We start from the raw sequence: 12774 nt of genomic DNA on the forward strand, positions 1-12774 counted from the left end.
AGTAGTCAGTAATTTGTCCGTTGGTGCACAACCTTGAAGGTTGCGGTAAAACGTTCTGGCAACTGAGCTAGTGCCGCTCTAAAGTAGTCAGTAATTTGTCCGTTGGCGCACAACCTGAAGGTTGCGGTAAAACGTTCTGGCAACTGAGCTAGTGCCGCAAATTATAACTTTCAACTATAAAAGTTTAGCTAAAGATACACTAACCCCGCGGGGGTTAACGTCTTAAGCGGGGCAGGATTCTACAATAATCCGATGTGTTTGCAAATGTTTTTTACAAATTAAAGAATTTTTCTTGGTAAACCTTTAATTCCATGATCGAATCTTTGATATCGTCGAGGGCTAGATGTGAACCTTTTTTGTTCACTTGCGCTAATACGTCCGGTTTCCAACGACGTGCAAGTTCTTTAACGGTACTCACATCAAGGTTACGGTAGTGAAAGTAGTCTTCCAATTCAGGCATGTACTTATTCATAAAACGGCGGTCTTGGCCGATAGAATTACCACACATAGGTGAAGCACCCGCAGGTACCCATTGCTTTAGAAATGCCAATGTTTGATCAATAGCATCTTGTTCAGTGAATGTGCTTGCTTTACAACGAGCTGTTAAACCAGATTGACCGTGCTGAGTCGTGCACCACTCGTCCATGCCATCAAGCAGTTCATCGCTTTGATGAATAGCAATAACAGGGCCTTCAGCCAAGATGTTTAAATCACTGTCGGTGACAACAGTGGCAATTTCGAGTATTTTATCTGTTGCTGGTTCGAGACCTGTCATTTCCAGGTCGAGCCAGATAAGATTTGATTTATGAAAAGACATAGTTACCTTAGCGGTGCTTTCCTTTAGATCCAACGCATTTAGATATATCATATTAGTATCATCAGTCGACCTAAAGCTTTTTTTTCAAAAAGCCCGACATTTACTCAAGTTATAGGCCAAAAGTGGCAAAACAAAAGAAATTAAGTAAAGGCCAATCGCGTCGAATTAAGGCCAATCATCAAAAACGCCTCTCTAATGCAGATAAAAAGCAACAGAAAGGGGCAACTGTGCAGTGGCAAAATGACAATTTAGGCCCTGCCGAAAATGCGGTTGTGATCAGTCGTTTTGGCCAACATGCCGATATCGAAACCGAATCAGGCGAAGTTCTGCGCTGTAATATACGCAGAACTGTATCGAGCCTTGTATGTGGTGATGAAGTTATTTTTCGCCGTGCAAAAGTTAGCGAAGGCGACTTAGCAGGCGTTATTGAAGCAACCCATGAGCGTCGCTCACAATTAACGCGCCCTGATTTTTATGACGGGGTAAAAGTCGTCGCTGCCAATATCGACCAAATTTTAATGGTCTCTGCGGTATTGCCTGAGTTTACGCCAAACATTATCGACCGCTATTTAGTTGCCTGTGAAGACATGGGGATTGAGCCAATTTTAGTGCTTAACAAAATAGATTTAATTGACGGTGAAGGCCTTGCTTTTATTGATGAAATTCTCGATATCTATCGTGAGCTAGGTTATCAAGTACTGTTAGTCAGTAATAAAACCGGTCAAGGCATTGCTGAGCTTAAACAAAAACTGGTTGATAAGAACAGTATTTTTGTTGGTCAAAGTGGTGTGGGCAAATCAACCTTAGTGAACACGGTACTGCCAGATGCAGATATCTTAACCCAAGAAGTCTCTGAGAACAGCGGCCTTGGTCAACACACAACAACCGTATCGCGATTACACCATTTACCAAGTGGTGGTAACCTAATCGACTCACCGGGAATTCGTGAGTTCGGCTTATGGCATTTAGATGTTGAGCGCGTTACATGGTGCTTTAAAGAGTTCCGTGATTTTATTGGTGGCTGTCGTTTTCGCGATTGTAAGCATTTAAACGATCCTGGCTGTATAATTCGCCAAGCTGTTGATGATGGTGAAATTTCAGAACTTCGTTTTGACAGTTACCACCGAATTTTAGAAACTATGGCCGACGGCCGTGCTGGTGCACGCGCTCCTCGCGTATAACTATTTAGGAAATAACAAGTGAGTTTAGATAAATTCAAAATTGCTATGCAATATGCCATGCCAAAACATTTCATTTCGCGCATGGTTGGCAAGTTAGCAGCAGCAAAAGCGGGTGGCTTAACAACGGCCTTAATTAAATTGTTTATCAAACAATACAAAATTGATATGAGTGAGGCTAAATACCCAGATCCAGCTCATTACAAAACTTTTAATGAGTTTTTCACTCGCCCATTAAAAGAAGGTATTCGTCCTCTTGCTGAAGATAGCGACATTATTGCTCACCCAGTTGATGGGGCAATTAGCCAATTAGGCGATGTAGTCGACGGTCAAATCATCCAAGCAAAAGGCCATGACTACAGCTTACAAGCACTCCTTGGTGGCAAAGAAGAAGACACAGCGCCGTTTTTAGGCGGTAAGTTTGCGACTATTTATTTAGCACCAAAAGATTACCACCGTATTCACATGCCTGTTGATGGTACGCTGAGCAAAATGATCTACGTACCGGGTGATTTATTTTCGGTAAACCCGTTAACAGCACAAAATGTACCTAACCTATTTGCTCGTAACGAGCGTGTTGTGGCTATCTTTGAAACTGAAATTGGCCCGCTAGCCATGGTACTTGTTGGTGCGACAATTGTTGCTAGCATCGAGACTATTTGGGCAGGCACAGTAACGCCACCAGCAGGTAAAGATGTATTTAGTTGGAATTACCCAACTACAGGTGACAACGCGATTACTCTGAAGAAGGGTGAAGAAATGGGTCGCTTTAAGTTAGGCTCTACCGTTATTTTAGCTTGGGGTGCAAATCAAGCTGAGTTCTTATCAGATCAACACCCAGAAACAGTAACGCGCATGGGCACACCATTTGCAAAAATTAACGACTAATAAGTTCAATTAAGCAAACCACTTGAGCAAAAGTGGTTTGCTTAAAATTATCTATAAATCGCGCCTACACCCCACGATTACACTCTGAGCACTCACTATCTTTTTGAATATTAAAGCGCTGCTGCATTAATGTTAGCCCGTCAAATTGAATAAACTCGCTGCCCGTTTTATGGCCAAGCAATATATTGATAGCCAATAAACTTTGCATGCTTCCCATAACACCCAGTAACGGGCTCAATACCCCAGCATTGTCACAATTAAGTGCTGTTTGCTCCTCCGTTTGCGGGAATATACAGCCATAGCAAGGGCTTTGTTCATCACGAAAATCAAAACTCATCACCTGCCCCTGCGTTGCAATAGCGGCAGCTGATACAAGTGGGATAGATTTAGCTAAACAATAGCGATTAACCAAATAGCGGGTAGCAAAGTTATCACTGCAATCGAGGATGATGTCAGCACCTTCAAGTAGCTCAGCACAGTTACTTTCATCAAGCTTTTGGCATAGAGGCTTAACCGTAATTTGATTATTTAAACTGCCTAACACCTTGGCAGCCGCCTGTGTTTTTGCCTGCCCCATGTGGTTTACTTTATAGAGTATTTGTCGCTGTAGATTTGAAAGCTCAACTTTATCGTCGTCAATCAAAGTGAGCGTCCCGATTCCTGCAGCCGCTAAATAAAACAATGCCGGTGAGCCAAGCCCACCCGCTCCGACAACCACAATATGTGCAGTTTTTAACTTTTGCTGCCCTGCATGCCCCACCTCTTTGAGTAGCAAGTGGCGGCTATAACGAATTTGCTCTTTGTCGCTTAACGCGCTCATATTATGACTGACCTTCGACCAGCTGTTTTAACGTGGCAATGGCTGCTTGGTAGTTTTCGGCTTCAGTAATCGCACGTACTACTGCAACACTGCCAACCCCCGTGCTCGCAACTTGCTCAGCACGAGATAAGTCAATTCCACCAATCGCCACCGTTGGATAATCGGCCATCAACGGCACAAATTTTTCGAGCTTTTCTAAGCCCTGAATTTGCCCAGTCATGTCTTTAGTGGTGGTTGGATAAATAGCACCAAACGCCATATAACTTGGTCTGTAATTATGTGCACGCAGCATCTCATAAAAGCCATGAGTCGATACACCTAAGCGTAACCCCGCCTCTTTTATGGCAATTAAATTAGCGGTTTGTAAGTCTTCTTGTCCTAAATGCACACCATAAGCGCCGTGCTTAATCGCCAATTGCCAATAATCATTAATATATACCTGCGCATCGTACTTCTGCCCCAGCAAAACCGCACTTGCAATCGACTCTTCAAGTGCTGCATCGTCTGCATTTTTCATTCTTAATTGAACGGTTTTAACCCCTTCGGCTAAACACTTCTCTAACCAATCAACCGTATCAACAACGGCATATAGCCCAAGCTGTTTAGAGTCGCACTCGGCAAAACCTGCAGCCATAGTAAAATCAACCGGGCAATCAAAGTCGAGCTCATCACCTAGCCAACTTCCCGCCTCGATGACTTGTGGGTAATCTGCTAGATTTGTTGGAAAGCAAGTGTGTGCAACAGGTCCAATCCCTTCACCATGTCGAACGGCTGCTTTTAATCCTTGGTTTATATAGGCTTTCGCTAAAATAAAGGCATCTTTGAGAGGATACTGTTTGGTTAAACACGCAGCAATCACAGAGGCCATACTGCATCCAGTACCGTGACTATGCGGAGTTTGAATTTTTTCGTTACCAAGCCAATATTCCTGCTCACCTTGCACGCAGTAATCAATGCAATAGCCACTTGGGTAATCCCAGTGACCCCCTTTGATAATCACCGCTTTTGCACCATAGCCTGTTAACTTCTCGGCGGCTTCTTTCACTGCGCTTGGGCCAATCAAATAAACACCAGTTAATAACTGCGTTTCGTGGGTGTTCGGTGTTACTACATCGACTAATGGCAATAAGCACTCTTTGATGGCACTAACGGTATCTTCTTCTGTTAATAAATCACCACTTGAGGCAATGGCAACCGGATCATAAACAACTAAAGGCGGCTCTGCCCAAGTCGCTTTGTAATGCTTTAAATGCTCACTAATAAGCTGTATTTGCTGCACATTGGCAAGCATACCAATTTTAATCACGCTGGCAGGCATATCACTGGCTAAGGCTAATAGTTGCGACTCAATCACTTCTGTTGATATCGGGTTTAGCGCTTCTACACCTAAACTATTTTGTGCCGTTAAAGCAGTAATAACCGTACAGCCATGTACATTAAAACTTTGCATTGCCTTGATATCGGCTTGAATTCCTGCACCGCCGCCCGAATCTGAGCCAGCTATGGTCCATACAACCTGATTCATGTTATTCCTCACATTTTATTCTTGATGCCAAAATGGCATTCCGAGCGTCGGCGTTGATGGGCTTGCGACGTCTTTTTCTGACATCGCTTTAGCCACATAGCTATATCGCCCCGCCTCTACAGCACTCTTAAACGCTTTACTCATCGTCACTGGGCAACCTGCACCCGCAATTGCCGAATTTAATAATACGGCATCATACCCTAATTCAAGCGCTTGGCAGGCATGAGATGGTAAACCTAAGCCCGCATCAACAATTAAAGTATGGTTTGGCAAGCGCTCACGGATCATTTTTAAGTTATAAGGATTTAGCAAGCCTTTACCCGTGCCAATTGGTGCGCCCCAAGGCATTAATACTTCGCAGCCTAAATCAGCGAGGCGCTGACACAGCACTAAATCATCTGTGCAATAAGGTAAAACTTTAAAGCCATCGGCCAATAAAATTTTAGTGGCTTCAAGCAGTGCGATTGGATCTGGCTGTAAATTATATTCATCACCAATTAGTTCTAACTTGATCCAATCAGTGGCAAACACTTCGCGGCACATTTGCGCCAAGGTCACCGCTTCTTTCACGCTATGACAACCCGCCGTATTCGGCAGCACCTTTAACCCAGTGTTTTTTATCAATTGCCAAAAATCATCACCCGCAGCAGCGCTTTGCTGGCGTCTTAATGAAACGGTGACAATCTCAGCCTGTGAGGCCACTATCGAATCCTGCATAACACTAGGTGAAGGATACAATGCTGAGCCTATCAGTAACCGACTTGTAAACTGCTCACCATAAACCGAAAAACTATCCATCTTAGCCTCCTTGAATTGGCGACAATAACTCAATGCTGTCGCCTTCGTTGAGGGTTTTAGCATCGCATTGACTGCGCGGTACAAAGTCACCATTAACGGCAACGGCAAATGGAGGTCTTGCGCCAAACTGGCTCAACGCCTGAGTGAGCGATGTATTGTCGTTCACTGTAACTGACTGACCATTAATTAAAATATTCATTTTTATCCTTAAGCAATTAAGCTCACTGCATCATCAACCACCTGAGGTGCAAGTAAATAGCCATGGCGGTACAAGCCATTAATTTTGATCACTCGACCTTGTTTTGTGACTTTCGGACGGTTGTCTGCAAACGCAGGACGAAGCCCTGATTGCAAGCTCTCGATACGCCCTTCAGCAAAGCCGCTATGCACCGTATAAGCAGCAGACAATAACTCCAGCGCCGAGCGCACGGTGACTTTACCGCGGTCTTGCGATTCGATTTCAGTCGCACCAATCACAAATTGATGATTTGGCTTAGGAGCAATATAAATTGGGTAACGCGGATGCATCAGTCGTATCGGCCTGGTTAGATTCACCTCTGGTGCATATAAACGCGCAACCTCCCCTCTTACTCCGCGAAGTAAGGGTTCAGCCTGTTTAGCACCTAAGCCGCGGCAATCAAATACATAGTCAAAGCTTTGGCCATTCACTTGATGGGCGTTCAATTCAACTTTACAGCCAAAGTTAAATTGCACCCCTTGCGAGGTAAGCTTTTTAAAACTGGAACTATAAAATGCATGATTATCGAGTTGCCCTTCACAAGGTAAATAAACACCTTGGTGGAAACGCCCAGCAAGTTCTGGCTCAAGGTCTGCGATTTGAGTGCCAACCAATGCCTGTGCCTGATAGCTTTCAAGCGGTTTTAAGCGGCTTACAAAACTTTGTAAATCGCCCTTATCTTGCTGATGAGCAACCACTAAGCTGCCTGTTTGTTGAAAATACACAGCGTCATCGAGCTCACTTAAAATTTGCTGCCAACGAGTGATGCTATTAAGCCCTTGTAGGGCTAAATCCTGTTCACACAAGACTGATTCTGCAAGGGGTGCCAACATCGCTGCGGCAACGCTGCCAGCACTGTTGCTAGCATGTTCATTATCTTGCTCAAACACACTTAGCTGATGCTCTTTAGCAAGTGCTAATGCAGTTAAACGGCCAGTTAAACCAAAACCCAGTATCGCTATCTTTAATGACATAAACTTTCTAGGCCCTAGGCTCTAGGCCCTAGGTAAATACCCAGAGCCTATCGCTGATGCCTAGCTCCATCAATTAAACGGCTTTGTGGTAAATCTCAGAGCCTGTTTTTTTGAACTCGTCTGATTTCGCTTTCATTTCGGCTTCAACATCGACCATTTTGATTTCGATAGCATCACCTACGTTATTTGGATCAATCCCTCTTGCTTCAAGATCTTTGGCGTAATCACGTACTTCTTGAGTGATCTTCATCGAGCAGAACTTAGGGCCACACATTGAGCAAAAATGTGCAATCTTGCCTGATTCTTGTGGCAGTGTTTCGTCGTGATATTCGCGGGCGCGTTCTGGGTCTAAACCTAGGTTAAATTGGTCGTGCCAACGGAACTCAAAGCGCGCTTTTGATAATGCATTGTCACGCTCTTGCGCACCCGGGTGGCCTTTTGCCAAATCGGCAGCATGAGCAGCAATTTTGTAAGTGATTAAACCTTCTTTAACGTCTTCTTTGTTTGGTAAGCCTAAATGCTCTTTAGGGGTTACATAACAAAGCATAGCGCAGCCGTACCAAGCAATTTGCGCAGCGCCAATACCTGATGTGAAATGGTCGTACCCCGGTGCAATATCCGTGGTTAATGGACCAAGAGTATAAAACGGTGCTTCTTCACAGTGTTTTAGCTGCTCTTCCATGTTCTCTTTGATCATATGCATTGGCACATGGCCTGGGCCTTCGATGAACACTTGCACATCATGTTTCCAAGCAAGTTTTGTCAACTCACCTAGAGTGCGTAATTCGCTGAACTGGGCTTCGTCATTCGCATCAGCAATAGAGCCTGGGCGCAAGCCATCACCTAATGAAAAACACACATCGTACTGTTTTAAAATTTCACAAATTTCTTCAAAGTGCGTGTATAAGAAGTTTTCTTTATGGTGCGCTAAACACCATTTCGCCATGATTGAGCCACCACGGGAAACAATACCGGTAACACGCTTTGCGGTCATTGGCACATAACGCAGCAATACCCCAGCGTGAATGGTAAAGTAATCAACACCCTGTTCTGCTTGTTCAATCAAGGTATCGCGGAAAATCTCCCACGTTAGGTCTTCAGCTACACCGTTTACTTTTTCAAGCGCTTGATAGATTGGTACGGTACCAATTGGCACTGGCGAATTACGTACTACCCATTCACGGGTTTCGTGAATGTAGCGCCCCGTTGATAAGTCCATTACCGTGTCGGCGCCCCAACGCGTCGACCACACCATTTTTTCTACTTCTTCTTCGATTGATGAAGTGACCGACGAATTACCAATATTCGCGTTCACTTTAACTAAGAAGTTTCGGCCGATAATCATCGGCTCGGTTTCTGGATGGTTGATGTTGTTAGGAAGCACGGCGCGGCCACGGGCAATTTCATCACGCACAAATTCAGGGGTAATAAAATCAGGAATGCTAGCGCCAAACGATTCGCCTTTGTGCTGGGCTGCTAGTAACTCTTCACGAATTTTAGCGCGTCCCATGTTTTCACGAATTGCGACATATTCCATTTCAGGCGTCACAATGCCTTGTCGCGCATAATGCATTTGGGTCACGTTTTTACCCGCTTTTGCACGGCGGATCTTTGGTAGATGTTCAAAGCGGATATGATCTAACCCTTCATCTGCCATTCGTTGTTGAGAAAATTGTGAAGTCACTGAGTCTAAAATTTCAGTGTCGCCGCGGCTTTCAATCCACTTTTCACGGTATTTCTCAAGGCCCTTGCGCACATCAAGTTTAAAATCTGGGTCAGTGTATGGGCCCGAGGTATCGTAAACACGAATTGGCGCGTTAGATTCAAATACAGGGTTCTCTTCAGTGCCTCCGATGAAGGTATCGCTGAGAGTGATTTCACGCATCCCTACTCGTACATTGTCTTGTGTACCTTCTACATAAACTTTATGAGAATTAGGAAAGGGTTGACCCGTTAAGTTATAAATATAGTCTGATGCTGCCGCACGAACTTCGCGGCGAGATGGTTTAGTTGTTGTGTTTGACATGACTTACCTCATTGCTTCAAGGGTTGTCTTGTCAGATATTGCAAATGCAATAGAGAGTGGCAAACGCCATTGGATCGTTAATAAGCTAAGTGCTTACTAGTGCAGCCTGTGCCGCTTATGCCCCATAAATTTGGCGCACAAGCGCCCAGTGAGGCAGCTTGTTCCCTACGCAGGTGTTAGCCTGATCAGGTTCACGGATCCCGCTTTCGCGATCTCAGCCTTGTTAAAGGCACTCCGACAAGTATAAATTCGTTTCTTTTAAAACGCTCTGAGTGTACGTCAGTTAAAAAATTGCTGCAAGCTAAGCCACTTTAGTTTTTTGCAATGAAGGTAAAGTGATGCTCGCCTTGCAGAGTTAGTTTCTCACCTGTTAGCGTAATTGCCGCACCTTCTTTTAGCGCTGACAATAATTGCTGCTCAAGCTCATTAACTTGCTCACCACATGATTTACGAGTCATACCTAATTTTTTTACCGTTAGCGTATCTTCGCTGAGCGCACCTTCACCAAAAAATTTATTACAGCCTGCAAAGCCGTTAACCTGCATCGCTTCGATAAAGCGTATAGAGGCTTTTTGAGATACAGGAATAGCTAAACCATTCACTTTTGATAATTGCCACTGTGTATATTTTAATTGCTCACTAGTGACTGTCCCTGTCGATGAGCAGCCCATGCAAAATAATACTAAAAGAAGGGGCAAGGCTACTAACTTCATATTTTTTACGATTCAAATTTCAATGTAGTAATAATAACAACATTTAACGCAATTGATCGTTAAAAAAACATGTTTTATCTGTAAAAAAATGTTCAAAGCGAGTATGTATAAGAACAATGCAGACTATTTGAATAAGTTATCGACTTCTTCTGGTAAAAAAGGACGACCTTTTTCATTTACCGACGTGCCAATTACCAGCGCTTGAAGCATCACTTTATCGTCATGTTTACGATACACCGTTTGCCTAAAAGCAAACTTTAAACGGCTGATACGCTCAGGCTCAACTGCAACGTAAAACTCATCGCCCGGCACTAGTGATGCCTTGTAATCCATTTCGCTTCGCAGCACGACAAGGTTTACTTTTTCTCTTGCTAGCTTTGCAAAGTCGACACCTTGAGCATGTAAAAACTCATGGCGAGCATGCTCTAGGTAATTAAAATAAACACTGTTATTAACAATGCCTTGTAAATCACACTCATAATCACGCACTTTAAAGTCTACTTTAAAGGTCATAGTCGTATTCCTAATCAATTTACGTATAATTGCCTGCGTTTATATCATAAAAATTGATTTTATAGCCATTTGGCTAGCTAGGTTGCTAGAATAGCAGTCCCGAAAATGGAGTTAAGAATCCGCATGAAACGACGTTTATCATTATTATCTGCTGCCATCCTGCCTTTATTCGCAGCATCTTCGATTGCTTACGCTGAAGACGGTGAGCTTGAAAAAATTGAAGTTACCGGTGATTTCAAAAGAGAAAGCATTCAAACCCTTAGTGCCAGCGCCAGCTTGTTTTCAGACCATGAAATCAATCAACGCGGTGCAAAGTTTTTAGATGAGATGCTTGCTAGTGCAGCGAATGTAAACTTTACCTCAGGGGCATCTCGTGGTCGTTTCGTGCAAATTCGTGGTGTTGGTTTACGCTCACAGTTTGTTGACCCTATTAATCCTTCGGTTGGCTTAGTGATCGACGGTATTAACTACTCTGGTTTAGGCGGCAGTTCACTGTTATTTGATATCGACCAAGTTGAAATTTATCGCGGCCCACAAGGAACTCGCTTTGGTGCTGATGCCTTAGCTGGCATGATTCAAATGGAATCTGCAACACCCACTCTTGACCCAAGTGTGAAAATACAATTAGGTGCGGGCAACTACAACAGCTATGAAGCAGGTATAGCCGCAGGTACGGGTATTACCGACGACACAGCAGTACGCGCCAGCATTTATCAACGTGAGTCTGATGGGTATGTAGAAAACCGTTATTTAGGTGAAGATACCCAGCAACAAGATGAGCTTGTCTCTCGCTTTAAGTTACACAGCCAATTGACCGAGCATTTACGTACTGAACTGAATGTACATTACATCGATATAAATAACGGCTATGACGCATTCACATTAGATAACAGCCGTTACAGTGTTGCTGATGAACCAGGCCAAGACAACCAAGAAAGCATTGCGGTTGGCCTAGCAAACATATACACCGGCTTTGATTTTTTTGATGTTAGCCTAAACCTATCTGGTATCGACAGCGAGCTGTTATACAGCTATGACGAAGACTGGGTGTGTAATGATGAAGCCCAACCTGAGTTATGTGCTGCTGGCTTGCATGATTGGGGCTATAGCTCAACAGACGCTTACTTTCGCGATCGTCAAGATCAGGCTGCAGAGCTGCAATTTAGCGGTAAATCAGGTGATTGGGTCGCTGGCATTTACTATCAAGGCCGCGAAGTTGATTTAGAGCGCCAATACACTTGGCTGGCACAACCATTTGCATCGAATTATGAAACCAGCAATATTGCTGCATACGGGCAATTAGCAACACCTATCGGTCCAAAAACAACCTTAATCACAGGATTACGTGTTGAGCAGTATCAAGGCGACTATACAGACAATAACGGTTTTATCGAAGAAACCGATGATGTCATGGTAGGCGGTAAGCTTGCACTTGAATACCAGGTCATTGATCGCACAATGATCTACACCAGCATTACTCGTGGCTATAAGGCTGGCGGTATTAACTCTGAGGCTTTAGCAAAAGCAAAAGACGAAGGCTTAAACCTAGATGCGGATTTCTTTGCTAATCACACATCATTTGCCCCTGAATACCTATGGAGCGGTGAGTTTGGTGTTAAAGGCAGCTCTTTGGACGATAAGTTTGTGTTACGTCTTGCCGCTTTCTACATGTACCGCGAAGATATGCAGTTAAAATCGTGGCAAGTTGAAGGCCAAAAATTCACAGGCTATATCGATAACGCCAGCTCTGGAGAAAACTACGGTTTAGAAATTGAAGGCAGCTTCCAAGCTACTGACAATTTACTACTAACAGGTAGTGCAGGTTATCTACATACAGAAATCAATGACTTTGTTGCGCAATCAGGCCTAGATCAAGATGGTCGAGATCAAGCACAAGCACCTAAATACCAATACGCATTCACTGCGCGTTATAACTTTACGCCAGCACTTTATGCATCAATTGGTGTAGAAGGCAAAGACGATTACTACTTCTCTGACAGCCATAACTCACAAGCACCAAGCACTAATTTAGTGAATGCTTCATTTGGTTATGAAAGTGATAATTGGAGCATTAATGCATGGGCACGTAACTTATTTGACGAAGACGTACCAACTCGTGGTTTTGAGTTTGGTAACGATCCATTAGACGGTTACACCACTCATACATACACACAACTTGGCGAACCAATGGTTGCCGGTGTGACATTTATTTACGAGCTATAAGTAATTGGGTGCTAGGTTTTTTACCTAGCACCCAAACACCTAGAGCCAAGAGCCAAGAGCC

The 12774-nt window shown here is 43.9% G+C and carries 12 protein-coding genes and 1 riboswitch; of the genes, 3 read left to right on the plus strand and 9 right to left on the minus strand.

The features are described 5' to 3' along the window. Nucleotides 1-271 precede the first annotated feature (271 nt). Nucleotides 272-817, minus strand: a complete 546-nt coding sequence (gene orn, locus ISP07_RS17930) for an oligoribonuclease (RefSeq protein WP_054554138.1) — start codon at nt 815-817, stop codon at nt 272-274. Between the two features lie 122 nt (nt 818-939). On the opposite strand from orn, the gene rsgA reads away from it, so the two are divergent. Together rsgA and asd are read left to right on the plus strand one after the other, a co-directional pair. Beyond that, nucleotides 940-1998, plus strand: coding sequence for a small ribosomal subunit biogenesis GTPase RsgA (rsgA, locus tag ISP07_RS17935; RefSeq protein ID WP_209328449.1), 1059 nt, complete (start codon nt 940-942; stop codon nt 1996-1998). Nucleotides 1999-2016: 18 nt separating this feature from the next. Then, the gene (gene asd, locus ISP07_RS17940) at nt 2017-2883 is read left to right on the plus strand and encodes an archaetidylserine decarboxylase (protein ID WP_171043875.1); all 867 of its coding nucleotides are present in this window, start codon (nt 2017-2019) and stop codon (nt 2881-2883) included. 64 nt (nt 2884-2947) lie between these two features. Here the strand turns inward: asd and ISP07_RS17945 are convergent, their stop codons facing one another. The 8 genes from ISP07_RS17945 to ISP07_RS17980 all read right to left on the minus strand — a co-directional run bounded on the left by ISP07_RS17945 (nt 2948) and on the right by ISP07_RS17980 (nt 10490). Beyond that, complete coding sequence (locus tag ISP07_RS17945) at nt 2948-3703, minus strand: HesA/MoeB/ThiF family protein (RefSeq protein ID WP_209328450.1); 756 nt, start codon at nt 3701-3703, stop codon at nt 2948-2950. A gap of 1 nt (nt 3704) precedes the next feature. Beyond that, nucleotides 3705-5228, minus strand: a complete 1524-nt coding sequence (thiE, locus tag ISP07_RS17950; RefSeq protein WP_209328451.1) for a thiamine phosphate synthase — start codon at nt 5226-5228, stop codon at nt 3705-3707. A gap of 15 nt (nt 5229-5243) precedes the next feature. Then, nucleotides 5244-6026 carry a thiazole synthase gene (locus tag ISP07_RS17955; RefSeq protein ID WP_209328452.1) on the minus strand — a complete coding sequence of 261 codons (783 nt, stop codon included), beginning with the start codon at nt 6024-6026 and terminating at the stop codon, nt 5244-5246. 1 nt (nt 6027) lies between these two features. Continuing rightward, nucleotides 6028-6225 (minus strand): sulfur carrier protein ThiS, encoded by a 198-nt coding sequence (thiS, locus tag ISP07_RS17960; protein WP_171041525.1) that lies wholly within the window; start codon nt 6223-6225, stop codon nt 6028-6030. An 8-nt stretch (nt 6226-6233) separates the two neighbouring features. After that, nucleotides 6234-7238, minus strand: coding sequence for an FAD-dependent oxidoreductase (locus tag ISP07_RS17965; protein ID WP_209328453.1), 1005 nt, complete (start codon nt 7236-7238; stop codon nt 6234-6236). A 73-nt stretch (nt 7239-7311) separates the two neighbouring features. Next, nucleotides 7312-9264, minus strand: coding sequence for a phosphomethylpyrimidine synthase ThiC (gene thiC, locus ISP07_RS17970; RefSeq protein ID WP_054554131.1), 1953 nt, complete (start codon nt 9262-9264; stop codon nt 7312-7314). A 145-nt stretch (nt 9265-9409) separates the two neighbouring features. After that, nucleotides 9410-9511, minus strand: a riboswitch (TPP riboswitch). A 64-nt stretch (nt 9512-9575) separates the two neighbouring features. Beyond that, nucleotides 9576-9977 carry an META domain-containing protein gene (locus ISP07_RS17975; protein WP_209328454.1) on the minus strand — a complete coding sequence of 134 codons (402 nt, stop codon included), beginning with the start codon at nt 9975-9977 and terminating at the stop codon, nt 9576-9578. 123 nt (nt 9978-10100) lie between these two features. Then, nucleotides 10101-10490 (minus strand): acyl-CoA thioesterase, encoded by a 390-nt coding sequence (locus ISP07_RS17980; RefSeq protein ID WP_209328455.1) that lies wholly within the window; start codon nt 10488-10490, stop codon nt 10101-10103. A gap of 123 nt (nt 10491-10613) precedes the next feature. Here ISP07_RS17980 and ISP07_RS17985 point away from each other — a divergent pair, with 123 nt between their 5' ends. Next, nucleotides 10614-12713, plus strand: coding sequence for a TonB-dependent receptor (locus ISP07_RS17985; RefSeq protein WP_209328456.1), 2100 nt, complete (start codon nt 10614-10616; stop codon nt 12711-12713). The last annotated feature ends 61 nt before the right edge of the window (nt 12714-12774 follow it).

The organism is Pseudoalteromonas sp. PA2MD11 (assembly GCF_017808125.1).
In the GTDB taxonomy this organism is placed as follows: Bacteria; Pseudomonadota; Gammaproteobacteria; order Enterobacterales; family Alteromonadaceae; genus Pseudoalteromonas; species Pseudoalteromonas simplex.

Bases quoted from the DNA above. Each gene is read 5' to 3' on its own strand.
- ISP07_RS17965 (WP_209328453.1), bottom strand. From the start codon at position 7,238: ATGTCATTAAAGATAGCGATACTGGGTTTTGGTTTAACTGGCCGTTTA.
- ISP07_RS17980 (WP_209328455.1), bottom strand. From the start codon at position 10,490: ATGACCTTTAAAGTAGACTTTAAAGTGCGTGATTATGAGTGTGATTTA.
- ISP07_RS17955 (WP_209328452.1), bottom strand. From the start codon at position 6,026: ATGGATAGTTTTTCGGTTTATGGTGAGCAGTTTACAAGTCGGTTACTG.
- ISP07_RS17945 (WP_209328450.1), bottom strand. From the start codon at position 3,703: ATGAGCGCGTTAAGCGACAAAGAGCAAATTCGTTATAGCCGCCACTTG.
- thiS (WP_171041525.1), bottom strand. From the start codon at position 6,225: ATGAATATTTTAATTAATGGTCAGTCAGTTACAGTGAACGACAATACA.
- ISP07_RS17975 (WP_209328454.1), bottom strand. From the start codon at position 9,977: ATGAAGTTAGTAGCCTTGCCCCTTCTTTTAGTATTATTTTGCATGGGC.
- thiC (WP_054554131.1), bottom strand. From the start codon at position 9,264: ATGTCAAACACAACAACTAAACCATCTCGCCGCGAAGTTCGTGCGGCA.
- orn (WP_054554138.1), bottom strand. From the start codon at position 817: ATGTCTTTTCATAAATCAAATCTTATCTGGCTCGACCTGGAAATGACA.
- thiE (WP_209328451.1), bottom strand. From the start codon at position 5,228: ATGAATCAGGTTGTATGGACCATAGCTGGCTCAGATTCGGGCGGCGGT.
- ISP07_RS17985 (WP_209328456.1), top strand. From the start codon at position 10,614: ATGAAACGACGTTTATCATTATTATCTGCTGCCATCCTGCCTTTATTC.